This is a genomic window from Streptomyces sp. NPDC043812, assembly GCF_056436245.1.
Map to the genome: position 1 here is coordinate 38151 of NZ_JBWKCY010000011.1, position 23935 is coordinate 62085.

At 71.4% G+C, this 23935-nt stretch carries 21 protein-coding genes and 2 pseudogenes; 3 read left to right on the forward strand and 20 right to left on the reverse strand.

Features of this window, described 5'->3' with window-relative positions:
- Nucleotides 1-9: 9 nt before the first annotated feature.
- From AC067Z_RS17800 to AC067Z_RS17840, 9 genes and pseudogenes are all read right to left on the reverse strand, one after another.
- The gene (locus AC067Z_RS17800) at nucleotides 10-1032 is read right to left on the reverse strand and encodes an ABC transporter ATP-binding protein (RefSeq protein ID WP_478790461.1); all 1023 of its coding nucleotides are present in this window, start codon (nucleotides 1030-1032) and stop codon (nucleotides 10-12) included.
- Nucleotides 1029-2021, reverse strand: a complete 993-nt coding sequence (locus AC067Z_RS17805) for an ABC transporter ATP-binding protein (protein ID WP_478790462.1) — start codon at nucleotides 2019-2021, stop codon at nucleotides 1029-1031. The genes AC067Z_RS17800 and AC067Z_RS17805 overlap by 4 nt, the downstream gene beginning before the upstream one ends.
- Nucleotides 2018-2905 carry an ABC transporter permease gene (locus AC067Z_RS17810; protein WP_478790463.1) on the reverse strand — a complete coding sequence of 296 codons (888 nt, stop codon included), beginning with the start codon at nucleotides 2903-2905 and terminating at the stop codon, nucleotides 2018-2020. The genes AC067Z_RS17805 and AC067Z_RS17810 overlap by 4 nt, the downstream gene beginning before the upstream one ends.
- Nucleotides 2902-3855, reverse strand: a complete 954-nt coding sequence (locus tag AC067Z_RS17815) for an ABC transporter permease (protein WP_478790464.1) — start codon at nucleotides 3853-3855, stop codon at nucleotides 2902-2904. Before AC067Z_RS17815 ends, AC067Z_RS17810 begins: the two co-directional genes overlap by 4 nt.
- Nucleotides 3852-5411: an ABC transporter substrate-binding protein gene (locus AC067Z_RS17820; RefSeq protein ID WP_478790465.1), complete on the reverse strand. Its 1560-nt coding sequence runs from the start codon at nucleotides 5409-5411 to the stop codon at nucleotides 3852-3854. Before AC067Z_RS17820 ends, AC067Z_RS17815 begins: the two co-directional genes overlap by 4 nt.
- Before the next feature lie 227 nt (nucleotides 5412-5638).
- Nucleotides 5639-6295, reverse strand: a complete 657-nt coding sequence (locus AC067Z_RS17825) for a M15 family metallopeptidase (RefSeq protein WP_478790466.1) — start codon at nucleotides 6293-6295, stop codon at nucleotides 5639-5641.
- Between the two features lie 60 nt (nucleotides 6296-6355).
- Nucleotides 6356-6894: pseudogene (locus AC067Z_RS17830) on the reverse strand (response regulator); the annotation flags it as partial.
- A 61-nt stretch (nucleotides 6895-6955) separates the two neighbouring features.
- Nucleotides 6956-7549: a TetR/AcrR family transcriptional regulator gene (locus AC067Z_RS17835; RefSeq protein ID WP_478790467.1), complete on the reverse strand. Its 594-nt coding sequence runs from the start codon at nucleotides 7547-7549 to the stop codon at nucleotides 6956-6958.
- Nucleotides 7550-7583: 34 nt separating this feature from the next.
- Complete coding sequence (locus tag AC067Z_RS17840) at nucleotides 7584-9047, reverse strand: amidase (protein WP_478790468.1); 1464 nt, start codon at nucleotides 9045-9047, stop codon at nucleotides 7584-7586.
- 55 nt (nucleotides 9048-9102) lie between these two features.
- On the opposite strand from AC067Z_RS17840, the gene AC067Z_RS17845 reads away from it, so the two are divergent.
- Nucleotides 9103-9894 (forward strand): SDR family NAD(P)-dependent oxidoreductase, encoded by a 792-nt coding sequence (locus tag AC067Z_RS17845; protein ID WP_478790469.1) that lies wholly within the window; start codon nucleotides 9103-9105, stop codon nucleotides 9892-9894.
- Between the two features lie 28 nt (nucleotides 9895-9922).
- Here the strand turns inward: AC067Z_RS17845 and AC067Z_RS17850 are convergent, their stop codons facing one another.
- The 8 genes from AC067Z_RS17850 to AC067Z_RS17885 form a co-directional block, all read right to left on the reverse strand.
- On the reverse strand, nucleotides 9923-11452 hold the full coding sequence (locus AC067Z_RS17850; protein ID WP_478790470.1) for an NCS1 family nucleobase:cation symporter-1: 1530 nt from the start codon (nucleotides 11450-11452) through the stop codon (nucleotides 9923-9925).
- Nucleotides 11453-11476: 24 nt separating this feature from the next.
- Entirely contained in the window at nucleotides 11477-12478 is a 1002-nt protein-coding gene (locus AC067Z_RS17855; RefSeq protein WP_478790471.1) for a TIGR03842 family LLM class F420-dependent oxidoreductase, read from the reverse strand.
- Nucleotides 12479-12494: 16 nt separating this feature from the next.
- Entirely contained in the window at nucleotides 12495-13898 is a 1404-nt protein-coding gene (gene hydA, locus AC067Z_RS17860) for a dihydropyrimidinase (RefSeq protein ID WP_478790472.1), read from the reverse strand.
- 17 nt (nucleotides 13899-13915) lie between these two features.
- Nucleotides 13916-15196: an aspartate aminotransferase family protein gene (locus tag AC067Z_RS17865; RefSeq protein WP_478790473.1), complete on the reverse strand. Its 1281-nt coding sequence runs from the start codon at nucleotides 15194-15196 to the stop codon at nucleotides 13916-13918.
- On the reverse strand, nucleotides 15193-16035 hold the full coding sequence (locus AC067Z_RS17870; RefSeq protein WP_478790474.1) for a nitrilase-related carbon-nitrogen hydrolase: 843 nt from the start codon (nucleotides 16033-16035) through the stop codon (nucleotides 15193-15195). Before AC067Z_RS17870 ends, AC067Z_RS17865 begins: the two co-directional genes overlap by 4 nt.
- Nucleotides 16036-16204: 169 nt before the next feature.
- On the reverse strand, nucleotides 16205-17842 hold the full coding sequence (locus AC067Z_RS17875) for a hypothetical protein (RefSeq protein ID WP_478790475.1): 1638 nt from the start codon (nucleotides 17840-17842) through the stop codon (nucleotides 16205-16207).
- A 100-nt stretch (nucleotides 17843-17942) separates the two neighbouring features.
- Nucleotides 17943-18323, reverse strand: a complete 381-nt coding sequence (locus tag AC067Z_RS17880) for a PPOX class F420-dependent oxidoreductase (protein WP_478790476.1) — start codon at nucleotides 18321-18323, stop codon at nucleotides 17943-17945.
- Nucleotides 18324-18387: 64 nt separating this feature from the next.
- A complete protein-coding gene (locus AC067Z_RS17885; RefSeq protein WP_478790477.1) occupies nucleotides 18388-18642 on the reverse strand; it encodes a helix-turn-helix domain-containing protein in 255 nt (84 codons plus the stop codon).
- A gap of 64 nt (nucleotides 18643-18706) precedes the next feature.
- Here AC067Z_RS17885 and map point away from each other — a divergent pair, with 64 nt between their 5' ends.
- A complete protein-coding gene (gene map / locus AC067Z_RS17890; RefSeq protein ID WP_478790478.1) occupies nucleotides 18707-19474 on the forward strand; it encodes a type I methionyl aminopeptidase in 768 nt (255 codons plus the stop codon).
- 1 nt (nucleotide 19475) lies between these two features.
- Here the strand turns inward: map and AC067Z_RS17895 are convergent, their stop codons facing one another.
- The 3 genes and pseudogenes from AC067Z_RS17895 to ggt form a co-directional block, all read right to left on the reverse strand.
- Complete coding sequence (locus tag AC067Z_RS17895) at nucleotides 19476-19982, reverse strand: MarR family winged helix-turn-helix transcriptional regulator (protein ID WP_478790479.1); 507 nt, start codon at nucleotides 19980-19982, stop codon at nucleotides 19476-19478.
- A gap of 386 nt (nucleotides 19983-20368) precedes the next feature.
- A pseudogene (locus AC067Z_RS17900) lies at nucleotides 20369-21070 on the reverse strand (glycoside hydrolase family 75 protein); the annotation flags it as partial.
- Nucleotides 21071-21233: 163 nt separating this feature from the next.
- Nucleotides 21234-23084, reverse strand: a complete 1851-nt coding sequence (ggt, locus tag AC067Z_RS17905; protein WP_478790480.1) for a gamma-glutamyltransferase — start codon at nucleotides 23082-23084, stop codon at nucleotides 21234-21236.
- 105 nt (nucleotides 23085-23189) lie between these two features.
- Between ggt and AC067Z_RS17910 the strand changes: the two genes are divergently transcribed.
- On the forward strand, nucleotides 23190-23933 hold the full coding sequence (locus tag AC067Z_RS17910; protein ID WP_478790481.1) for a hypothetical protein: 744 nt from the start codon (nucleotides 23190-23192) through the stop codon (nucleotides 23931-23933).
- Nucleotides 23934-23935: the final 2 nt, after the last annotated feature.

Below are 23935 nucleotides of genomic sequence, written 5' to 3' on the forward strand. Positions count from 1 at the left end.
GTGACTCCCTCAGTGAGCGGGGGTGATGGCGATCGCGCGGGGGGCGGTGGCGTCGGGGGCCGTGCCGTCGTCGGCGACCAGATGGCAGGAGACCTGGCGTTCCTCTCCCGGCAGCGTACGCAGCTCGGGAACGTCGGTACGGCAGCGGTCCACGGCCAGTGGGCAGCGGGTGTGGAAGCGGCAGCCGGCAGGCGGATCGAGCGGGCTGGGCAGCTCTCCGCTGAGTACGATCCGCTCGCGTGACCGCTGCACGGCCGGGTCGGGGACGGGCGCGGCGGAGAGCAGGGCCTGTGTGTACGGGTGCTTGGGGTCGGCGAAGAGTTCTGCTGTCGGTGCCTGCTCGACGATCTGGCCGAGGTACATCACGGCGATCCGGTCGGCGAGGAACTCGACGGCCGCGAGGTCGTGGGTGATGAACAGGCAGCCGAACCCGCGGTCGCGCTGCAGGTCGGCGAGGAGGTTGAGGACGGACGCCTGCACGGAGACGTCGAGTGCGGACGTCGGCTCGTCGGCGATCAGCAGATCCGGGTCGACGGCGAGGGCGCGGGCGATGGAGATGCGCTGGCGCTGGCCGCCGGAGAGCTCGTGCGGATGCCGGTCGGCGTGCTCGGGCCGCAGCCCGACCTGGGCGAGGAGCTGCTCCACCCGTTCCCGTACCGCCTCGCCGCGGGCGAGAGCGTGCAGTCTGATCGGTTCGGCGATGATGCCGCCGATCGTCATCCGCGGGTCGAGGGACGAGGAGGGGTCCTGGAAGACGAGGTGGAAGTCCTTGCGCAGGGGACGCAGCGCGCGGCGGGAGAGCCGGGTGACATCGGTGCCGTTGATGCGTACGGTGCCGGCGGTCGGTTCGTCGAGGCGTACGGCGCACCGGCCCACGGTGGACTTGCCGCTGCCCGATTCGCCGACGAGGCCGAGCACTTCGCCGCGTCCGACCGTGAGGCTGACGCCGTCGACGGCGCGGACGGTGCCCTTGCCGGAGGCGAAGTGGCGGGTGAGACCGTCGAGTTCGAGTACGGCTGAGGTGCTGGTCACGGTGCGGCCTCCTCGGCGGGCATCGGGAGCGGGTGGCGGCAGGCGGCGATTCGGGAGCCGGACAGGGCCTCGAATCCGGGCCTTGATGCGGTGCATGCGTCGTCGGCCCGGTCGCAGCGCGGGGCGAAGGTGCAGGCGTCCGGCTGGGTGTCGAGGCTCGGGACGAGGCCGGGGATCTCGGGGAGCCGCCGTTTGCCCTCTTCACCGGGCCGGAGCACGGCGCCGAGCAACCCGCTCGTGTAGGGGTGGCGGGGCGCGGTGAACAGCTCGTGGACCGGTGCCTGTTCGACGGCCCGGCCGGCGTACATGACGAGGACCCGGTCGGCGATGTCCGCGACGACTCCGAGGTCGTGGGTGATGAGGACGATCGCGGTGCCGAGCCGTTCGCGCAGGGACTGGAGGACCTCGAGGATGCCGGCCTGCACGGTGACGTCGAGCGCGGTGGTCGGCTCGTCGGCGATGAGCACCGTCGGGTCGCATGCGACCGCCACGGCGATCATCACGCGCTGCCGCATGCCGCCGCTGAGCTGGTGCGGGTATTCGTCGACACGACGGCGCGGGGCGGGCATGCCGACCAGTTCGAGCAGCTCGACGGCCCGTTCCCGGGCTTCCCTGCGAGTCAGACCCTGGTGCCTGCGGAGCACCTCCGTGATCTGCCGGCCGATGGTGAGGACGGGGTTGAGGGACGTCATCGGCTCCTGGAAGATCATCGCGATGTCCTTGCCGCGGACCGCGCCCAGCGCCTTGTCGTCGGCGCCCGCGAGTTCGCGACCGCGGAGCAGGATCGACCCGGTGACGCTCGCCGTGGGCGGCAGCAGCCCCATCACGGCCATCGACGTGACGGACTTGCCGCACCCCGACTCGCCCACCACGGCGAGGACTTCGCCTGCTGCCAGGTCGTAGGAGACGGAGTCGACGGCATGGACGGTACGGCTGTCGCTGCGGAAGGACACCGACAGGTCCCGCACGCTGAGCACTGGGCTGGTCATCGGGTGGCTCCACGGGGGTCGAGGACGTCGCGCAGCCCGTCACCGAGCAGGTTGAAGGCCAGGGTGGCGGCGATGATCGCCAGTCCGGGGAAGACGGCCAGCCATGGCGCGGGGGCGAGGAACGACTGGGCACCGGCGAGCATGACGCCGAGCGAGGGGTCGGGTGGCTGGACGCCGAGCCCGAGGAAGCTGAGCAGGGCTTCGCCGATGATGGCGGCGGGGATGCCGACGGTGGCCTGGACGACGAGCGCCGAGGTGGCGTTGGGCAGGACGTGGCGCAGCAGGACGGTCGCGTCCCCGCCGCCGTTGGCGATCGCCGCCGCCACGTAGTCGGCGTGCTTGAGCCGCAGGGTCTCGGCGCGCGTGATGCGGATGACCGCCGGAACCTGGGAGATGCCGACAGCGATCGTGGCGTTGCTCAGCGACGGTCCGAGGACGGCGGCGAGCCCGACGGCCAGCACCAGGAACGGGAAGGCCAGCATGGTGTCGGTGAGCCGGGAGACCGTGCTGTCGACGATCCGGCCGTAGTAGCCGGCAAGGAGTCCCAGCGGTACGCCCACGAGGAAGGCGAGGGCCACCGCGAGCAGTCCGACCTGCATCGACGCACGGGCTCCGTGGACGATCCGGGAGAGCTGGTCACGGCCGAGGTCGTCGGTGCCGAGCCAGTGGGCCCAGCTGGGTGCGGCGAGTGCGTTGTCGAAGTGGGGCTGTGCCGGGTCGTAGGGGGCGACGAGCGGGGCGAGGAGGGCGGCGAGGACGAAGACGGCCGCGATGACCCCGCCGGTCAGGGCGAGGCGGTTGCGCCTCAGCGCACGGAGCCTGCCGCCGCCGCGCGGGGCAGCGACGGCCTTGGTGCCGGGCGCTGTGAGGACGGTCGTGGTCACCTGGCACCTCCGAGCCGGATACGCGGGTCGATCACCGAATAGAGCACGTCGACCAGCAGGTTGATGAGGATGTACGCGGCGGAGGTGCACAGCACCACGCCTTGGAGGGTCGCGTAGTCGCGGGTGAAGACGGCGTCGATGGTGAGCTTGCCGAATCCGGGCAGGACGAAGATCGACTCGGTGACGACGGCTCCCGAGATCAGATGCCCGAGTTGCAGACCGAGCACGGTGACGACGGTGACCAGGGAGTTGCGCAGGGCGTGCCGGCCGATGACGGCCCGCCGGGACAGGCCCTTGGCCCTGGCCGTACGGACGTAGTCGGCTGAGAGCGAGTCGAGCATCGCGGCCCGGGTCTGGCGCATGACGACGGCGGCGAGTCCGGAGCCGAGGACGATCGCGGGCAGCACCATGCGGCGGAGGTTGTCGAGCGGATCGGTGCCGAAGGGCACGAATCCGGAGGCGGCGAAGACGGGTACGGCGATCGCGAACGCGAGGACGAGCACGATGCCGAGCCAGAACGTCGGCACCGAGAGGCCCAGCAGCGCGATCGCGTTGGCCAGCCACTCCTCCGGCCTGCCGCGCCGGACCGCCGCGACGACACCCGCGCCCACGCCCACGACGACGGCCAGCAGCAGGGAGAGCGCGGCCAGTTCGAGGGTCACGGGCAGGGCCTCGGCGATGGCATCGGCGACAGGCAGCCCGGTACGGGAGGAGGTACCGAGGTCACCCGTGACGGCGTGGCCGATGAACCGGCCGTACTGGACGAGGATGTTGTCGTCGAGGCCGTAGCTCGCCCGGATCGCGGCGAGCGCCTCGGGGCTGCGTTCCTCGCCTGCGAGGGCGAGCGCGGGATCGCCGGGCAGGGCTCTGATGCCGGCGAAGACGACGATGCTGACGAGGACGAGCGTGATGAGGGACTGGCGCAGCCGGGTGCGCAGATAGCCGGTCATCGCGTGTACCCCGCAGTCTTCACTCGCACGAGGCCGTCGCCGTAGACGCGGACGCCCGCGACGGACTTGGTGGCGACGACGTAGTTCTTCTGCCGGTAGAGATAGATGAGGGTGTGTTCCGCCCGGACGCGGCGGATCAGCTCGGCGTAGATCCCGGCGCGTGCGGCGGGGTCCGCCTCGGTGCGGCCGCGTTCCACGAGCCGGTCGATGTCCGGGTCGGAGAGGCCGTAGGCGTTCATGGATCCCTGCGTCCGCAGGAACGCGGCGATGTTGCCGTCCGGGTCGAGCCGCCCCGACCAGCCGCTGGTGAAGGCGTCGTACTTCCCGGAGTCGGTCTCCTCGAGAAGGGTGGCGTACTCGGTGGGCTGCAGGGTCACGTCGAATCCGGCTTCCTTGGCCATGGCCTGGACGACCTGTCCGAGCCGGCCGGCCTCGGGGGTGGTGGAGACCTTGAGCTCCATGCGTACGGGGCCCTTCGCCCCTGCCTCGCGCAGCAGTTGCCGTGCCCGGGGGACATCGCGCTTCGGGCACTGTGTGTGCGGGACGCCGGGGGCGATGGCGGACTGCGGTGAGACGGGTCCGCAGGCCGGTTCGTACATGCCCAGGTAGACGACATTGTTGATGAGCGCCCGGTCGAGGGAGAGCTCGAACGCCTCGCGGACGCGGACGTCGCGGGCGAGCAGGGTGTCGATCTTTTCGGGCTTCTCCCCGAGGCCCTTCACGTTGCCGACGTTGATGCCGAGGCCCTGGTAGCCGAGGGAGGGCGAGTTGAACAGCTGGAGCTTGGGCTCCGTGAGCGAGCTGCGGACGTCGACGGGCGCCATCTGGTCGCCTATCTGGATGTCGCCGGAACGCAGGTTGGCGAGGCGGACATTGCCGTCGGGAATGGGTTTGTAGACGATTTCGTCGAGGTGGACCTTGCCGGCGTCGTAGTAGTGGGGATCCTTCCTGAGCACGATCCTGTCGCCGCCGACCCGTTCGGCGAAGCGGAACGGGCCTACGCAGGAGGGGTGGTTGGTGAAGTCCTTGCCGTACTTCTTCAGGGCTGCCGGGGACATCACCATCCCGGCACGGTCGGCGAGGACACCGGTGAGCGGGACGTAGGGCTGCCCGAGGGTGAGCCTCACCGTGTACGGGCCGGTGGCCTCGGCCGATTCCAGGGGCGCGAGTTCGGTGCCGCGCGCCGATCCGGGCAGGTCGCGGTGGCGCAGCAGCGAGGTGACGACCGCGCGGGCGTCGAAAGCGGTGCCGTCGCTGAAGGTGACGCCCTTGCGTACGGGAACGGTGACGGTGCGCCCGTCCGCCGATGTCGTGGGGAGCGCGGCGGCGAGCTGGGGTATCACCACCCCGTGCTGGTCGATGTCGTAGAGCTTCTCGCACATGGCGGAGAAGACGGTGCGGCCGACAAGGGTCTGGGCCAGCGTCGGATCGAGTTTGTCCGGATCGGCGTTGAGGGCAATGGTGAGGGTGCCGCCCTCACGCAGGGGGCGCTCGTCGGTCATGCGTACCCCGCCGACCTCGGTCGCCGAGGACTGCAGGGACGAGCAGCCCGTCATGAGGGATAGAAGGGCAACTGCCGTGGGGAAAACGGCTGTTCGGCGCACGAGGGTCTTCCTCCCGCCACAGGGTGATCAAGGAATACCGCAGACCGTATTTCGCATACACTTCGGGAATCAAGGGCCGGACCTGGGGAGTCGTGCAACTTTTAATCAAGATCAGGTAACCCCGTACGGCAAAAGGTGCACGGGGCACCTAAATACCCTCGACAGGGGGCGCGGCCGGATCAGGTCCCGTCCGCCGACACGTGCTGGTAGTCGGGCGTCGACCAGTACCCGCCCCACACCCAGCCCGCCTCGTCGATCGCCGCAGTGACCGCGTCGCCCGGCACGATCATTCCCTCGACCCGCCGGTTCCGGTCCAAGTGGCGTTCCGCGGCGGGCGGGTGGACCTCTCCCGAGCGGTCGACGTACGGGTTCTCCCGCGGGTTGATGTCGACGGCGTCACCGTACGAGTGGCGTGACAGGTGTTCCGCGTCGCCCGTCACCCGTCGGCAGTTGAAGGCCGAGGTGTTGTCGTCGGCCATGGCGCGTGCATCGCTGCCGCCGTACTCGGCCATGACACGCATCCGCCGGACGGGGAATCTCGCGTCGAACGCCTCCCCGAAGATACGCAGTACGGGGGCAACCGCATCCTGATGGACGATCAGCTCCCCGCGGTGCACGCGGCCGTCGAAGCCCCAGTGGTTCATGGCGATCAGCCGCAACCGCTCGGGGGGTACCGGGCAGCCGCTCTCGTAGCTGGCGCCGAGCTTCGCCGGCGGCACGCCCCCGACGGCTGCCGCGAGCCGGGGCCCGTCGCCCGCCGCCGCCCGGACGGGCAGCAGGCCGAGCGCCAGCCCCAGGGCCAGGACGGGCGCGGCGCATCGACGGGCGATATGCACCCTTTCAGGGTAATTTCGAAGTGGATGGCCCGCATCAACGAGCCTGCTGCACCAAGGCGCTCAGCGCGACTGCTCGCGCGGCTCCACGAGCCCCGATTCGTAGGCGAACACGACCAGTTGCACCCGGTCCCTGGCACCGAGTTTCGTCATGGCGCGGCTGATGCGGGTCTTGGCGGTGAACGGGCTGATCACCATGCGCGCCGCGATCTCCTCGTTCGTGAGCCCTCGCGCCGCCAGTGCCGTGAGCTCACGCTCACGGCGCGTGAGCACCTCATTCCGGGTGCGCTCGCACGGTCCGGCGGACGGCCGACGAACTCGCCGATGAGGCGGCGGGTGACGGCCGGGGACAGCAGCGCGTCGCCACGGGCCGCGACCCGGATCGCGTGGAGCAGCTCGGCCGGTTCGGTGTCCTTGAGCAGGAATCCGGCGGCTCCGGCGCGCAGCGCGTCGAAGACGTACTCGTCGAGGCCGTGGTTGGTGAGGATCACGACGTGCACCGCGGCGAGTTGCGGGTCGGCGGCGATGCATCTGGTGGTCTCGATGCCCGTCATCTAAGGCATCAGCACGTCGACGAGGGCGACATCGGGCAGGAGCCCTCGTCATCTGGCTCCGCACGTGATCGACCGGACTTGTCCTGGCGGACGCGTCGCGCGCGACGCGTCAGCGCGGGCCGAGGACGTCCTGGCCGACCGCGCCCCGTGCGAGCAGCAGCAGGGCGTCCACGAGGTCCTCGGCGGGGCTGCCGGTGGCCAGCCGGCGCAACTGGAGGCCCATGACCAGCGCCACGGTGGTGGCCGCGTACCGCTCGGCGTCCGGGACACCGAGTCCGGCCAGGATCTGCGTGGCCAGGCGGTCGTAGGCGGAGAACGCCTCGGCGGCCGCCGCCCGCAGCCGCTCGTCGCGCCCGGCCTCGACGTAGAGCTCGAACGTGGCGATGTGCTCGCTGTCGAAGGCCGTGCCGTCCGCGACCTGGCCCGCGAGCGACGCGGCGCCGCCGATGTCGATGCCGTCGCTCTGGCACTGGTCAGCGAGTTCGGTGAACCGCCGGGTCTCCGCGCGTACGAAGTGCAGCAGGCTCTCCCGCAGCAGTTCGTGCTGCGTCTCGAAGTGGTACGTGACCGAGCCGAGGGAGACGCCGGCCTCCTTGGCTATCCGGCGGTTGGTGACCGCCGCCACCCCGCCGCTGCCGATGATGTGCAGGACGGCCTCGATGATGCGCTGCCGTGTCGAGGCGGAGCGGGCGGCGGTGGACATGCCGGTCATTGTCCCACCGCCGCGCCTGCGCCGGTCACGCGGTGGGGGCACTCCCCATGGCTTCGCCGGGGGCACCCCCCTCCACGGCCGCCCGGCCGGGCAGGGAGGGCGGGCGCTTCTCGTACCACCGCAGGTCGGACTCCAGCTGGGCGGCCAGCGAGATCAGCCGCTCCTCACTGCCGGCCGGTCCGAGCAGCTGCGCCCCGACGGGCAGTCCGTCGGCCGTCAGACCGGCGGGGACGTTGACCCCGGGCCAGCCGAGGACGTTCCAGGGCCAGGCGTACGGGCAGGCAGCGGTCATGACGGCGTTGGTGCGCCATGTGCTGAGGCCGTCGAAGGTGCCGATGCGCGGGGGCGGAGCGGCGGTCGTCGGGGTGAGCAGGACGTCGTAGGTGTCGAACAGGGCACCGATACGGCGGTGCTGGTGGATTTCGCGCGCGCGTGCGGCGCGCACGACGGGGCCGCGCAACACCCGGGCGCTGCGCATGGCGCTGCGGGTGCGGGGGTCGAGCAGGGCGGGTTGGGGGTGCTGCGCGGCGATCTCACCGACGCCGGCGGTACCGCGCGGGACGAGGCTGAGGCCGATCAGTCCGTAACGGGGCCTGGCCTCCTCCACGGTGTGGCCGAGCCGCGCGAGTGCCTCGGCGAGCTCGGTCACGGCGCGGCGCACCTCGGGGTGCGGCTTGGTTCCGGTGAGGGTGAGGGGCGGCCGCCACGCGAGGGCGATGCGCAGCGTACCCGGTTCACGGCGGGCCGCGGCGGACGCATCGATCGCGGCGGGCCGGTGCAGGTCCTCGGGGTGCGGGCCCTGGACGACGTCGAGCAGCAGGGCCGCGTCGGCGACGGTGCGGGCGAGGGGACCGTTGACCGCGAGGCCCTGGAAGGCGTCGGTGTACGGGTAGAGGGAGACGCGTCCGCGCTGGGGTTTGATGCCGACGAGATGCGTCCAGGCCGAGGGGATGCGGATCGATCCCGCGCCGTCCGATCCGAGTGCCGCGGGCACGAGCCCGGCGGCGACGGCGGCGGCGGAACCGCCGGAGGACCCGCCCGGGGTGTGGTCGAGGGACCAGGGGTTGCGGGTGGCGCCGAAGGCGGGGCCTTCGGTGAACGGCCACTGGCCGAGCTCGCAGGAGTTCGTCTTGCCGACGATGACGGCGCCGGCCGCCCTGAGGCGGCGCGCCGATTCGCCGTCCGTGGCAGCGGCGGCGATCTCACCCTGACAGCCGAACAGGGTGGGGAGGCCGGCCACATCGGTGTCGTCCTTGACGGCCATCGGTACGCCGAGCAGCGGCAGCTTCTCCCCCGCCGCCAGTCGCCGGTCCGCCTCTCTCGCCTCCGCGACGGCCTGTTCGCCGCGTACCCAGCGGAACGCGTTGATGGTTCCCCGGCTCGCCTCGATGCGCTCGATGGCGCTGGTCACGAGGGCTTCGGACGTGGTGTGTCCGTCCCTCAAGTCCTGTACGTGTTGCGCCAGTCCGCCGAATGCGTCTGTGGACACGACCGCCTCGCCTCCCTATTGTTCGTTCGAACGAACAGAACTGGAGGGTAACCAGATGCGGATCACCGGAGCAACCGTTCTCCTCACCGGGGTGACCGGCGGTATAGGCGGCGCCCTCGCCGCCGAACTCGCCACTCGCGGTGCCAAGTTGATCGTGAGCGGCCGGCGTGCCGACGCCCTCGCGCCGCTCGCGGAGCGCTACGGCGCCCGGACGGTCCTGGCCGATCTGGCGGAGCCGGGCGATGTGGAAAGGCTGGCGGAGGAGGCGGCAGGCACGGACATCCTCGTCGCCAATGCCGCCCTGCCCTCCAGCGGCGATCTGCTCGACTACACCCCCGAGCAGGTCGACCGCGCCTTCGCGGTGAATCTGCGCGCCCCCGCGATGCTGGCCCGGCTGCTCGCCCCCGCGATGGTCGAGTCGGGCAGCGGGCATCTGGCGTTCGTGGGCTCACTGTCGGGGAAGGCAGCCACGAAGTCGGCGTCGCTGTACAGCGGGACCAAGTTCGGCATGCGTGGATTCGCGCTCGGCCTGCGGCAGGATCTGTACGGCACGGGCGTCGGGGTCTCCATCGTCCAGCCGGGATTCGTCCGGGACGTCGGCATGTTCGCCGACACCGGAGCGAAGCCGCCGGCGGGCATGCGGACGGTCTCGCCACGGCAGGTCGTCGACGCGGTCGTACGCGCGGTGGAACGCGACGTGGCCGAGATCAACGTCGCGCCGATCGAACTGCGGCTGCTGAGCGCGATCGCCGGCCAGTTCCCCGGCTTCGCCGAGCGCGTCCAGCGCGGCGGGCCGGGCGAGAAGACCCTGCGTCAGGTCGTCGCGGCCCAGCGCGATCGCCGCTGAGCCGCCCGCTGTCGGCGACGGCCGCATTTCACACGGCCGTCCGCCGCCCGCCGGCCCTCATCAGCCCCATGTACAGCAGCAGGGACGCCGCCAGCCCGACCGCCCATCCGTAGTCCGCGAGCGGACGCAGTAGGGGGATCAGTCCGTCCTCGGGGAAGGGCCCCTTGCCGGGGGCGGAGTGGGAACCGCCGATCGCGAGGACACCGCCGACGAGGAACGCCGCGACGGCTCGCAGGTTCCAGCCGGACGTGTACCAGTACCGGCTGCCGGGTGTGTACAGCGCGGGCAGGTCCAGGACCGTGCGGCGGATCAGCCAGTAGTCGGCGATGAGGATGCCGGCGACGGTCCCCAGCAGGCCGCCGACCAGACCGAGCCAGGTGAAGATGTACAGCTCGGGCGTCTCGGTCAGTTTCCACGGCATGATCAGCACACCGACGACGCCGGTGATCAGGGCGCCGGTGCGGAAGTTGATGAAGCGCGGCGCCAGGTTCGCCAGGTCGTACGCGGGTGAGACGACGTTCGCCGCGATGTTCACCGAGATGGTGGCGACGAGCACCGTCACCAGGGCGTAGAGCAGCCCGAAGACGTTGTCGGTCTTCGCCGCGAGCGCCACCGGGTCCCAGACCGCCGCCCCGTACACGGCCTGGGAGCCGGAGGTGACGAAGACGGACAGCAGGGCGAAGAGCGTCATCGTGGTGGGCAGGCCGAGTGTCTGGCCCCAGACCTGGGCCCGCTGGCCCGCTCCGAAGCGGGTGAAGTCGGGGATGTTGAGCGAGAGGGTGGACCAGAAGGCGATCATGCCCATGAGGGAGGGGAAGAAGACCGGCCAGAAGTCGGCGCCCCAGCCGAGCTGCGACGGCTGGTCGAGCAGCGGCCCGAGGCCGCCCGCCTTGTCGGCGATCCACACCAGCAGCACCAGCGCGCCGACGATGACGAACGGCGCGGCCCAGTTCTCGAAGCGGCGCAGTGTCTCCATTCCCCGGTAGATGATGGCCAGTTGGAGGACCCAGAAGAAGACGAAGCACACCCACAGCGTCCATGGCTGGCCGCCGATCGTCGCCGCCTCGGCCCAGCCGCCGAACAGCTTGCCGAGCAGCACGAAGATTCCCTGGCCGCCGATCCAGGTCTGGATGCCGAACCAGGCGCACGCCACCCCGGCCCGGATCATCGCCGGCAGGTTGGCGCCGCGCAGCCCGAACGAGGCACGGGCGAGTACCGGGAACGGGATGCCGTACTTCGGTCCGGCGTGCCCGGTGAGCAGCATCGGCGCGAGCACGATGACGTTGGCGAGCGCGATGGTGAACACGGCCTGCTTCCAGTCCATGCCGAGCGCGACGAGACCGGAGGCGAGGAGCCAGGAAGGGATGTTGTGCGCCATGCCGACCCACAGCGCCGCGAAGTTGTACGTCGTCCAGCGGCGCCGTGCGACCGGTACGGGCAGCAGGTCGTCGTTGACGAAACGGCTGTCGGCGAGGTGGGTGCCGGGTGGGAGCTCGACGCGTCCCGCCGATTCGGCTGTGGATCCTTCGGGCTGCACGGGCGGGACGGTCGCGGTCATGCTGCGTGACCTTTCAGCCGATGGTCATCTGGTGAGTGCGGGGATGATCTCCGCTCCGTACGCGTCGATCGTCGCTTCCTTCGCGTCGTGCATGTTGTAGACGGCGAACTGGTCGACTCCCAGGTCGCGCAGGGCCTTCAGCTTCTCGATGTGCGCCTCGGCGGGCCCCAGCAGGCAGAACCGGTCGACGATCTCGTCCGGGACGAAGTCCGTGGACGGGTTCCCGGCTCGCCCGTGGTGGCTGTAGTCGTAGCCGTGCCGTTCCTTGATGTACGCGGTGAGCGCCTCGGGCACCATGTCCGAGTGCTCGCCGTAGCGTGAGACGAGGTCGGCGACGTGGTTGCCGACCATGCCGCCGAACCACCGGCACTGCTCCCGGGCGTGCGCGAGATCGTCGCCGACGTACGCCGGGGCGGCGACACAGACGGTGACGGACGCGGGGTCGCGACCGGCGTCGGCGGCAGCCGCACGCACGGCCTTGACCATCCACTCCGTCAGATACAGGTCGGCGAGCTGGAGGATGAAGCCGTCGGCCTTCTGCCCGGCGAGCGCCAGTGCCTTCGGCCCGTACGCACCCATCCACACGGGCAGCTTGCCGCCCTTCACCCACGGCAGCCGCACCGGCTGCCCGTCGACCTCCGCCTCGCGCCCCTCGGCCAGGTCGCGGATGACGCCGATGGCCTCGCCCAGGCGGGCCAGGGTGTTCGGTCTGCGGCCGGCGACGCGCATCGCGGAGTCGCCGCGCCCGATTCCGCACACGGTGCGGTTGCCGTACATGTCGTTGAGGGTGGCGAAGGTGGAGGCGGTGACCTCCCAGGTGCGGGTGCCCGGGTTGGTCACCATGGGCCCCACGATGAGCTTCTGCGTGTGCTCGAGGATCCGGCTGTAGATGACGAACGGCTCCTGCCACAGCACCGCGGAGTCGAAGGTCCAGCCGTAGCGGAATCCGTTGCGTTCCGCGCGCCGCATCAGTCCGACGACCGCGGATGCGGGCGGGTCGGTCTGCAGGACGAGTCCGAAGTCCACGTCGGGGCCTCCTGGGCTAGTTCAGATACTGGCAGGTGGAGCGGGGGGTGTAGCTACCGTGGCCGGCCCGGCCGGTGAACTTCCGCTGGTCGATGACCACTTCGCCGCGCGAGAGCACGGTCTCCACCTGTCCGGTGACGGCCTTGCCCTCGTACGCCGAGTAGTCGACGTTCATGTGGTGCGTTTCGGCGGAGATCGTCTGCCGGGCGTGCGGGTCGTAGATGACGACGTCCGCGTCCGCCCCGGGCGCGATGGTGCCCTTCTTGGGGTAGAGGCCGAACATCCTGGCCGGTGTCGCGCAGGCGATCTCGATCCAGCGGCGGCGGCTGATGTGCCCGTCGACGACGGCCTGGTGGAGCAGGTCCATCCGGTTCTCCACGCCCGGCAGACCGTTGGGGATCTTGGAGAAGTCGCCGCGGCCCAGGTCCTTCTGGCCACTGAAGCAGAACGGGCAGTGGTCGGTGGAGACCACCTGGAGGTCGTTGGTGCGCAGCCCGCGCCACAGTGCCGCCTGGTGCTCCCGCGGGCGCAGCGGGGTGGAGCACACGTACTTGGCGCCCTCGAAGTCGGGCTCGGCGAGGTTGTCCGTGGACAGGAACAGATACTGCGGGCAGGTCTCGCCGAAGACGTTGAGCCCCTTGTCGCGGGCCGCGGCGATCTCGGCGACGGCCTCCTCCGCCGAGACGTGCACGACGTACAGCGGTGCGCCGGCGACCCGGGCGAGCTGGATGGCGCGATGCGTCGCCTCGGCCTCCAGCAGTACCTTGCGGACCTCGCCGTGGTGGCGCGGATCCGTCTCGCCGCGGGCCAGTGCCTGTTCGACGAGAACGTCGATGGCGATGCCGTTCTCGGCGTGCATCATGATCAGCCCGCCGTTGGACGACGAGCGTTGCATGGCGCGCAGGATCTGCCCGTCGTCGCTGTAGAAGACGCCCGGGTAGGCCATGAAGAGCTTGAAGGACGTGATGCCCTCCGCCACCAGGTGGTCCATCTCCTTCAGCGACGACTCGTTGACGTCGGAGAGGATCATGTGGAACGCGTAGTCGATGGCGCAGTTGCCGTCGGCCTTGGCGTACCAGGCGTCCAGCCCTTCGCGCAGCGAGCGCCCCACCGACTGCACGGCGAAGTCGACGATGGTCGTCGTGCCGCCCCAGGCCGCTGCCCGGGTGCCGGTCTCGAAGGTGTCGGAGGCGAAGGTGCCGCCGAACGGCAGCTCCATGTGCGTGTGTGCGTCGACGCCTCCCGGGACGACGTACTTTCCGGTGGCGTCGATGGTGCGGTCCGCGGTCCACGACTCCGCTGCGGCGGTCCCGTGGGCGGCGAGTGCGGCGATCCGGCCGTCGTCGACGAGGACGTCGGCGTGGATCTCGTCGGCGGCGGTGATGACGAGACCGCCGCGGATCAGGGTGCGGGTGCTCATGGTCTCCTCGGTTCGTATCAGAGGCTGCGCAGGGCCTGTTCGAGGACGGCGGCGCCCTCCTCCGCCTCTGCGACGGTGAGCGACAGTGGCGGGGCGATGCGCAGGACGCTGGTGTTGTGACCGCCGCCCTTGCCGATCAGCAGGCCGTTCTCGCGGGTGGACTCGAGCACTCGGGCCGCCGCCTCGGGGTCGGCCCGGTCCGTGCCGGGCCGGACCAGTTCGATGCCGGCCATCAGCCCGCGGCCGCGTACCTCGCGTACGGCAGGGACCGCGGCGGCGACCGCGCGCAGCCGCTCGAGGAGCAGCCCGCCGACGCGCCGGGCGTTGCCCTGCAAATCGTGTTCGAGCAGGTAGGACAAGTTGGCGAGGCCGGCGGCCATGGTGACGGGCGAACCGCCGAAGGTGGAGATGGAGTTGGCGTCGAGGCTGTTCATCACCTCGGCGCGGGCCACGACTCCGCCGACCGACATGCCGTTGCCGATGCCCTTGGCGAAGGTGAGCATGTCCGGCGGGCCGTTCTCGGCGTGCGCCTGCCAGCCCCAGAAGTGGTCGCCGGTGCGGCCCCAGCCGGTCTGCACCTCGTCGGAGATCCACAGGATGCCGTGCCGGTCGAGAACCTCGCGGAACGCGGCGTACAGCCCGTCGGGCGGTGAGGTGAAGCCGCCGACGCCCTGGACCGGTTCGGCGATGAACGCGGCGACGTCGCGGGTGTGGCCGAGGAGGTCCTCCAGGTCGGCGACGCAGGCCTCGGTGAACTGCGCGTCGGACAGCTGGGCGAAGGGGCCACGGGTGCGGACGCCGCCGTGCACGTACAGCGTCTGCAGCGGGGAGAGGGTGGTCGGCGACCAGGCCTGGTTGCCGGTGATGGAGACCGCGGAGAACGACCTGCCGTGGTAGCTGTTGCGCATCGCCAGGATCTGGTTGGAGCGGCGGCGGGCGGTGGCGAGGAGCAGGGCGGTGTCGTTGGCCTCGGTGCCGGAGGTGGTGAAGAAGACGCGGGCGTCGGGGATGCCGGACAGCGCGGCGATCCGCTCGGCGAGCTCCACCATGGGGCGGTTGAGGTAGAGGGTGGACGAGTGGATGATCCGCCCGGCCTGGTCGCTCACCGCCTTGGTGACCTCGGGCAGGGCGTGGGCGGTCATGGTGGTGAGGATGCCGCCGAAGAAGTCGAGGTAGCGGTTGCCGTCCGCGTCCCAGACGTGGCGGCCCTCGCCGTGCGTGATCTCGATCGGGCTGCCGTAGTAGAGGGCGAGCCAGTCGGGCAGGACGGCCTTGTGACGGGAGTACAGGTCGCTCACGGCTGCACCAGCCCGTCGTACGCGTCGGGGCGCCGGTCGCGGTAGAACGCCCACTGCTGGCGGACGGTGTCGATCAGGTCGAAGTCGAGGTCGCGTACGACCAGTTCCTCGGCCTTGTCGCTGGCGACCTCGCCGACGAACTGGCCGCGCGGGTCGACGAAGTAGCTGGTGCCGTAGAAGTCGTTGTCGCCGTACTCCTCGATGCCGACGCGGTTGATGGCAGCGATGAAGTACTCGTTGGCGACGGCCGCTGCGGGTTGTTCCAGCTGCCAGAGGTAGGAGGAGAGTCCGCGGTGGGTGGCGGACGGGTTGTAGACCAGCTGGGCTCCGCCCAGGCCGAGTTGGCGCCAGCCCTCGGGGAAGTGGCGGTCGTAGCAGATGTAGACGCCGACCTTGCCGACCGCGGTGTCGAACACCGGCCAGCCCGCGTTGCCCGGCCGGAAGTAGAACTTCTCCCAGAAGCCCTTGACCTGGGGGATGTGGTGCTTGCGGTATTTGCCGAGGTAGCTGCCGTCGGCGTCGATGACGGCAGCGGTGTTGTAGTAGAAACCGGCGCCTTCGAGCTCGAAGACCGGGACCACGATCACCATGCCGGTCTCGCGGGCGAGCTCCTGCATCCGCCGGACGGTCGGACCGTCGGGGACGGGCTCCGCCCACCGGTAGTGCTCGGCGTCCTGCACCTGGCAGAAGTACGGAGCGTTGAAGACCTCTTGGAATCCGATGACCTTGGCGCCCTGGCGGGCGGCCTCGCGGGCGTGTTCCTCGTGCTTGGCAATCATGGATTCGGTGTCGCCGGTCCAGGTGGCCTGGACAAGGGCGGCGCGTACGACATGGGTCATGAGCTGCTCCTTCGACGGGACGCCAGAGAGCCTCTACGCACGTAGATGCAATGCGTAGGAGGAGAACGTAAGCCTCGTCACACACTGGGGCAAGACCATCGTCGTCAACCCGCGGAGTCGATCATGTTTCGCACCCGAGCGGTCGATTTCTGTCGGATTTCCGCCGTGGTCAGGCCCCGAGGTGCCCCGCCACACGCAGCGCGTGGACGAGATCCCGCTCACGCGCCGCGGACACGGCCCGGGCCGCGGCGAGCAGCCGCGGGACGAGGAGCGCGGGGTCGCGGTCGGCCACCTTTGCCGTGTCCTCCGCCGTGCGCACCTGCACGAATGCGGCCAGCAACGCGCCGGATCTCGCGGCCAGTCCGTCCTCCTCCAACGCGATCACGGTGTCGGCGATCTCCTCCGCCGGGCGGGAGACCCCCTGCCGCAGCACCTGCCGCCCGTCGTCGGGCCTGCCGGCCGCGGTGAGCGCGTCGGCTGCCGCGGCCAGCCGCTCGGCGGGCTGTGACGCGACCTCCCACAGCAGGGTGGCCCAGTCCGCGGCGAGGCCCGTACGGTGCAGCTCCCCGGCGAGCGCGGGCAGCCAGGCCGCGGGACGTGCCGCGGCCTCGCAGAGCAGGGCATGCGCCTCACCGCTGCGCCCTAGCGCACGGAGCCGGCCGAGGGCCGACACGGTCTCACGGGCGGACTGCACGGCGTCCTCAGGGGGTTCCACCACCGGGGCCGCGAGCGGGGCGGCCGCGCCGCCGTATCTCGCCCCTCGGGGGACGTCGTCGGCGACGGGCAGCACGGGCACGGCGACGGCGCCGTCCCCGTCGTCCTCGATCCCGGCGAACCGGGCGCCACGGCGCCGGCGGGCCTTGACGCTCCTGGGCTCCTTGCCGCCGGGCGCGGGTGCACCCGCCGCCGCGGCTCCCGGGCGTTCCCCTGGCTGCCCGCCCGCCGCTGCGACCCCCGGCTCCGACACCTCGTCGCCGGGCCGGAACCACCCTTCCGGCAGGCCGGCCGGTCCCCCGGCGGCCGCCTCGGAGTGGGCAGCGGCCGGCAGGGCGCCGGAACCGTACGGCGGCTCGTCCACCGGGTGCGGGTGGGGGCGTTCGTCCGGGGCGGGACGGAACCAGCCGCCCGTCGCGTCGTCCGTCGGCGCAGGATCCGGGCCGGGCGGATCGCCCCATCCACCGGTCGCGCCCGTCGGCGCGGCTTGTGTGGAGCCATCGGACCGCCGCTCCGCCGGGCGGCCCGCGGCCGGGTTCCACTGGCGCGGGACCGCGGGTGCGGGTGCGGGGACGGCTGGGGGTTCGGGTGCGGGTGCAGGTGCCGGTGCGCCCAAGGCGCCCAGCCGTGCCGCCAGTTCCGTCACCCGCGCTGCCGCACGGTCGTGGTCGTCGCGGGTCCAGGCCAGTTCGTTGCCCAGCCGCTCCGCCTCCACGGTGCCCTCGGGCTCGGCGGACAGCAGCCGCAGCAGCTGTTCCGCCCGGTCCCTCGCGTACTGCCGCTCGGTGCCCATCAGCTCCAGGCGCTCCTGAAGCGCCTCCCGGCCGCCTGGCCGCCGGTCGTGCGCCGCCGCGGCCGCCGCGTGGAGCGCACGGGCACGGCCCGATTCCTGTGCGGCGTACGCCGCCCCCCGTACGGACACGAGGTCCTGGAGGAGGGATTCGACCACGTCCCAGGGCGGGATCTCGATTCCGTCCAGACAGGCCCGCATCCCGTCGGGGTCCCGCTGCCGGAAGATGCCGTACCAGCCGTCCGTACGCTCCGGACGTCCGACCAGCTCTCCGAGGTATCGCGCGAACACCCCGACAGCCACGGGGAGTTGATACACCGTCATCGCCACCCTGACACCTGTTGGGAGGTAGGACCGGTGGCATTCGACCGCAGTTGTGTTACGGGGCTGCTACGCGCTGTTTTCAGAAGGTGACGGCGATGCCCGTGTGGGGCCGTTTTCCGAGCCGCGCGATCGTCGCGGGCAGGTCGACCGCCCAGAACTGCCAGGTGTACTTGCGGGACAGCAGCTTGCGCACCGTGCCGGTGCCGGCCGCGTCGAGCAGGCGGGCCGTGCCCTCGGCGGTGGGCGCACCGTCGGTGACCCTGCCGCGCGCGTCGCACACGGTGATGACGACGCGGCTGTCGTTGCGCAGGCGCTTGACCTTCCAGGAGTCCGACCGCGTCCAGACGAACAACTCCCCGTCGTCCACGGCGAACCACACGGGCGTGGCCACTCCGGTCCCGTTCCTGCGGAACGTGGTGACGCTGACGTATCTGGCACTGGCGAACTTCTCGGCACTCACGACGCCGAGCGTACGTGAGCCTCCGCGGCCCGTCATGCCCCGGCCGGTCGTTCGCCTCGCCGGCTCAGGCGGCCGGCACCAGCGCACAGCTCACGATCAGTTCGTCCATGGACAGGCCGAGGACCGCGGCGAGTGCGGCGACGGTGAAGAAGGCGGGGGTCGGGGCACGGCCCGTCTCGATCTTCCGCAGGGTCTCGGCGGACACTCCGGCCGCAGCTGCGACCTCCACCATGCTGCGGCCGGCGCGCGCCTGACGGAGGAGCCGGCCGAGCCGCTCGCCGCGTTCGCGCTCTTCGGGGGTGAGAGGGGTGCGCACCATGCCGTTATTGTAATGCCGCATCGACCGGTATGAGAATAACGGTTGAACCGGTATAGTAATTGGCATGGTGGAGATCAAGACAGACGCGTCGATCGAGGCGATGCGCGAAGCCGGCCGGATCGTGGCCGAGGCACTGACCGCGGCGCGTGAGGCGGCCGCCGTGGGCGTCGCCCTGCGCGACCTCGACGCGGCGGCGCGGGCGGTGCTCGACGACGCCGGGGCCGGGTCCCCGTTCCTCGGCTATCACCCCGACTGGGCGCCGGTCCCGTTCCCGGCCGTGCTCTGCACATCGGTCAACGACGCGATCGTGCACGGCATCCCGGGCGACTACCGGCTCCGCGACGGCGACCTGGTCAGCGTCGACTGCGGCGCGATCCGCGCGGGCTGGGTCGGCGACGCGGCCGTCAGCTTCACGGTGGGCCGCGCCCGCCCGGCCGACACACGGCTCATCCGCACCGCCGAGCAAGCCCTCGCAGCGGGCATCGCGGCGGCCGTGGTCGGCAACCGCATCGGCGACATCGCCCACGCCGTCGGACGCGTGTGCCGCACGGCGGGCTACGGCATCCCGGACGGCTTCGGCGGACACGGCGTGGGCCGGCGCATGCACGAGGACCCGGGCGTACCGAACGAGGGACGGCCCGGCCGGGGCATGCCGCTGCGCCACGGAATGGTCCTCGCGATCGAGCCGATGGTCGTGGCGGGCGGGCGCGACGAGTACTTCACAGCCCGCGACGGCTGGACCATCCGCACGGCGGACGGCAGCCGCGCGTCCCACGCCGAACACACGGTCGCCATCACGGACGACGGCCCCCGGATCCTGACGGCGCTCTGACTCAGCGGTGAGCGGCGCCGATGCGCGCCTCCAGCTGCACCAGCAGCTCACTGAGCTGCGAGCTGAGCCTGCCCCGCGCCTCCTCGTCGAGTCCGGACAGCACCGTGCGCTCGTAGGCGAGCTGCTCCGGCAGCAGGCGGTCGACCAGGGCACGCCCCTCCTCGGTGAGGCCGACGCGGGCGACCCGGCGGTCACGGTCGTCGTCGCGGCGCGCGACCAGCCCCAGCTCCTGGAGCGAGCGCAGACGCTTGGTCACCGCCGTACCCGAGGAGAACGTCTCACGGGCCAGCTCCCCCGCGGTGAGCTCCCGCTGGGTCCGGCGCACCGCGCCGAGCAGGTCGAACTCGGCGCGGGTCAGCCCTGCGGCCCGCAGGGGGGCGTCCTCCGCCTGCTGAAGGAGCGCGGCACAGCGGTTGATCCGGCCGATGAGCTCCATCGGCCCGGTGTCGAGTCCCGGATCGACCGCCAGCCACTGCCGTACCACGGACGCGACGATGTCCTCGGTCACACGGCTCCATTCTCCGGGGCGGGGACCGGGCCTACGCCGGCCGGTCCGCGTCGTTGCACTGCCGCCGCGAGCGTACGGCGTCCTGCCTGATCGGTCGTGACCAGGCGTTCCTGCGGCAGGTCTCAGCCCGCCTGTCCATGGCTGCCGTCCGGCTGCCCGGCCCGCGGCCCCGCTTCCGCTTCCGCTTCCGGCATCGGCTTCGGCTTCGGCTCGGCTTCAGGATCCGCGGCCCGGTCCGTCGTCGGCTCGCGGTCCGGATCCCCTTCCGGGTTCGCCTTCCGTTCGCTCGTCGGGACCTTCGTCGGCGCGGCCCCGGGGCCCGTCGCAGGCTTGGGCTCGGCCCCGGGCCCCTTCGCAGGCTTCGGCTCGGGCTGCGCAATGCCGGCGAACTGCCGGGCCAGACTGTCGCCCAGCTCCACGGCCGCAGAGTGGCTCTCGATCGGCGACACCCGCGTGTTCTTGAACAGGATGTACGTGACCCCCGAGTCCGTACCGCCGTTCGTGGGGTGCGGATCGATGCCGAGCGCCTCCGCCGCCGCATACGACGCCTCGCCGATGATCCCGGTCGGTCCGGTGTCACCGACGACGCCGTACACGACACGGTCGCCGTAGACGAGCGCCGCCACGGTGCCTCCGCGGATGCCGGACTGCCGGTAGTCCCACAGGGGGCTCGGGCCCGGCACCACGACGAACGGAAGCTTCTCGGCGTTCAGATGCTCCCCGTCGGACGCCTGGAAGGAGGTGTTCGGCTGGAAGTACCCGTCGGTCGTGGTGTTGCACTTCGCGGTGCGGATGCCGTCGCAGTCGATGTCCAGGTCGGCCTTCCAGTACACCGCGCCGTTCTGCTCGCAGACGGGGATGTTCGCCGCGGTGCCGCTGTCCGAGCGGTACCTGCCCTTCGAGATCTGCCGGCAGCCCTCGAGCGCGGCCAGCAGATCGGCTGCCGGGACGCTCCCTTCGGTCCGGGCCCCGGCCCGCAGGGCCACGGATGAGTTCGGCGTCGCGGGCTGGGCGAAGGCGGGAAATGCCGCGGCGGCGAGCAGGAGGGAACCGGTGGCCGCGGCCAGAGCGGTGTTTCGCATGCGCACAGGAGGAGCCTTTCTGTCGGAACGCTCCCTACCCGCACATCCGCGAAGCGCCTCGGATGCACCGCCGGACGGGTTACCGGCCCCCGGCCGATCGGGGGCCGGACACCCCGGCCGGCCGGCCCGGACGGACGCGCGCCGGACGCGCCCCCACCGGTCCCGGCGGTCAGCTGCCGGGCCGCACGACCATCGCCGAACCGCCTCCCCGGCGCACCTTCTCGGCCGCTGCCAGCCACCGCCCGTCCGGCAGCCTCTGGACACCGGTCGCCGCGCCGATCTCCGGGTTCTGCCGGAACGCATGGCCCAGCGCCTCCAGTGACGTGCGCAGCCGGCTGTTCCACAGCGCCGGTTCCAATTCCGTCGTCGTCTGGTTGCGCTGGCTCGCCCGCGGCGCGGCGATCGCCTCGACGAGCGGCAGCCCCCGGTCCAGGTGCCCCGTCAGGGTCTGCAGCACGGTGGTGATGATGGTCGCGCCCCCGGGTGAGCCGAGTGCCAGCACGGGCCGGTCGTGGCGATCGAGCACGATCGTCGGCGAGATGGAGGACCGCGGCCGCTTTCCGGGCCCCGGCAGGTTGGGGTCGTGGACGGCGGGGTCGGCCGGTGCGAACGAGAAGTCGGTGAGCTCGTTGTTGAGCAGGAAGCCCCGGCCGGGCACGGTGATCCCGCTGCCGCCCGTGGACTCGATCGTCAGGGTGTACGCGACGACGTTGCCCCACCGGTCGGCGGTCGTCAGGTGTGTGGTGTTCTCGCCCTCGTACGTGGTCGGCGCGGCCCGCCCGGTCGCACCGCACGCCCCGGGCCGGCGCGGGTCGCCGGGGGCGAGCGGACTTGTCAGTACGGCGTCGTCCTTGATCAGGCACTCGCGCGAGTCGGCGAAACGCTGCGACAGCAGCCCCCGGACGGGCACGTCCTCGAACGCCGGGTCGCCGACCCACCGTCCGCGGTCCGCGAACGCGATCCGGCTCGCCTCGATGAAGCGGTGCAGATACTGCTTCGGTGTGGCCCGGGAAAGGTCGGTGCGCTCAAGGATGTTGAGGGCCTCGCCGACGCTGGTGCCACCGGACGAGGACGGCGCCATGCCGTAGACGCCCAGCCCCCGGTAGTTCACCCTCGTCGGCTCGCGGCGGACGGTGTCGTACGCCCGGAGGTCCTGGCGGGTCAGATCGCCCGGACGCACCACCCTGGTGGCACCCTCGGCGACGGGCGGGTCCTGCACGGTGCGCACGATGTCGTCGGCGATCGGGCCGTTGTAGAGGGCGCCGACGCCGTGGCGGCCGAGTTCCTTGTAGGTGCGGGCGAGGTCGGGGTTCTTGACGACCGACCCGACGACCGGCAACTGCCCGCCGGGCAGGAACAGTTCGGCCGTGGCGGGGAAGTCGGCGAAGCGTGCCTGGTTGGCCGCGGTCTGGGAGCGGAACGTGGCGTCGACGGTGAACCCGTCCTCGGCCAGGCGCTCGGCGGGCTTCAGCAGCTGCTTCAGCGGCCGGCTCCCCCAGGCGTCCAGCGCGGTCTCCCATGTCGCGGGCGTGCCCGGCGTCCCGACGCCGAGGCCGGACGTCATGCCCTCCTCGAACGGGATGGGCGTGCCGTTCTCCAGGAACAGGGAGGCGTCGGCGGAACGCGGGGCGGTCTCGCGGCCGTCGATCGTGCGGACCGTGCGGGTCCTCGCGTCGTAGTGGACGAAATAGCCACCGCCCCCGATACCCGCGGAGTACGGCTCGGTGACGCCGAGAGCGGCGGCGGTCGCCACAGCCGCGTCCACCGCGTTGCCGCCGCCTCGCAAGACCTCGATCCCGGCGGCGGACGCGTCGGCGTCGACGCTGGCGACGGCGCCGCCGTGCCCGACGGCGACCGGGGTCTTGGCGTGCACCGGGGTCGTGGCGTGTGCTGTCGCCGGTCGGGTGTGCGGCGTGCCGGGCGGGGAGTGTGGCGGCGGGGCGGCGGCCCCGACCGAGACGACGGCCGCGGCCACGGCCACGGCCAGTACCGACACATTCCGTACGACGGGTCGACGCATCCGTACCTCCTGTGGGCGTGCGTCAGCGCAGCGTAACTTTCGTGCGGCCCGGACGTCAGGACCGCCTCGAACAACATTCCGCGGACAGCGCTAACATGCGCGCCCATGACTGACGACGTTCGCAACATCGTGCTCGGTGTGGTGGCAGCGGGGATCAGCGCCACGCTCGGCTGGCTCACCCGCACGTATCTCTGGCGGCGCAAACTCCGCCGCAAGCAGGAGTTCTTCGGTCTGCCGGGGAACTCCGAATGCGTGCTTGTCGTCAACCGGGAAGCCGGGCGCGACGGGTCCGTCCACCGTTTCGACGTGTTCGCGCTGCTGGAGCTGGCCGCACTGGTGAAGGACTGCGGCGCCAATGCGCAGATCGTCTGGCACGACATAGCCCAGCAGGGGTTCGGTGAGCGTACCGAGTTCTGCGTCGGCGGGCCGGTGTCCAATCGGCGGATGGCCGCGCATCTGCATTCCATGCTGCCGGGTGTGAAGATCAACACGGATGCCGAACCGGGCCCGGACCAGGGCGCGTTCCAGGTCGGCTCCGAGCGCTACCGCATGGAGCCGGGCGTGGCCGAGTATGTCCTGCTGGCCCGGCTGTCGGCAGGCGAGGAAGCTCGTCCCGTGTTCCTCTTCTGCGGCCAGCGCGCCATCACGAACCAGGCGGCCACCCGCTATCTGGCCCGCCACCACGAGAAGCTCGCGCGCAAGCACGGCAACAGTTCGTTCTGTCTGCTGCTGAAGGTCGTCAACTCCCAGGCGTACGGCCCCGATGTCGTCGAACTCGTCGCCGATGTGACGCGCTCGGCGCAGGCGGCGCTGCCCGCGGCACGCGGTTCGCACCGCACGTCGGCCTGACC

Bases quoted from the DNA above. Each gene is read 5' to 3' on its own strand.
- ggt (WP_478790480.1), bottom strand. From the start codon at position 23,084: ATGCGTCGACCCGTCGTACGGAATGTGTCGGTACTGGCCGTGGCCGTG.
- AC067Z_RS17870 (WP_478790474.1), bottom strand. From the start codon at position 16,035: ATGACCCATGTCGTACGCGCCGCCCTTGTCCAGGCCACCTGGACCGGC.
- AC067Z_RS17815 (WP_478790464.1), bottom strand. From the start codon at position 3,855: ATGACCGGCTATCTGCGCACCCGGCTGCGCCAGTCCCTCATCACGCTC.
- AC067Z_RS17850 (WP_478790470.1), bottom strand. From the start codon at position 11,452: ATGACCGCGACCGTCCCGCCCGTGCAGCCCGAAGGATCCACAGCCGAA.
- AC067Z_RS17805 (WP_478790462.1), bottom strand. From the start codon at position 2,021: ATGACCAGCCCAGTGCTCAGCGTGCGGGACCTGTCGGTGTCCTTCCGC.
- AC067Z_RS17910 (WP_478790481.1), top strand. From the start codon at position 23,190: ATGACTGACGACGTTCGCAACATCGTGCTCGGTGTGGTGGCAGCGGGG.
- AC067Z_RS17885 (WP_478790477.1), bottom strand. From the start codon at position 18,642: ATGGTGCGCACCCCTCTCACCCCCGAAGAGCGCGAACGCGGCGAGCGG.
- AC067Z_RS17820 (WP_478790465.1), bottom strand. From the start codon at position 5,411: ATGACGGGCTGCTCGTCCCTGCAGTCCTCGGCGACCGAGGTCGGCGGG.
- AC067Z_RS17845 (WP_478790469.1), top strand. From the start codon at position 9,103: ATGCGGATCACCGGAGCAACCGTTCTCCTCACCGGGGTGACCGGCGGT.
- hydA (WP_478790472.1), bottom strand. From the start codon at position 13,898: ATGAGCACCCGCACCCTGATCCGCGGCGGTCTCGTCATCACCGCCGCC.
- AC067Z_RS17835 (WP_478790467.1), bottom strand. From the start codon at position 7,549: ATGTCCACCGCCGCCCGCTCCGCCTCGACACGGCAGCGCATCATCGAG.
- map (WP_478790478.1), top strand. From the start codon at position 18,707: ATGGTGGAGATCAAGACAGACGCGTCGATCGAGGCGATGCGCGAAGCC.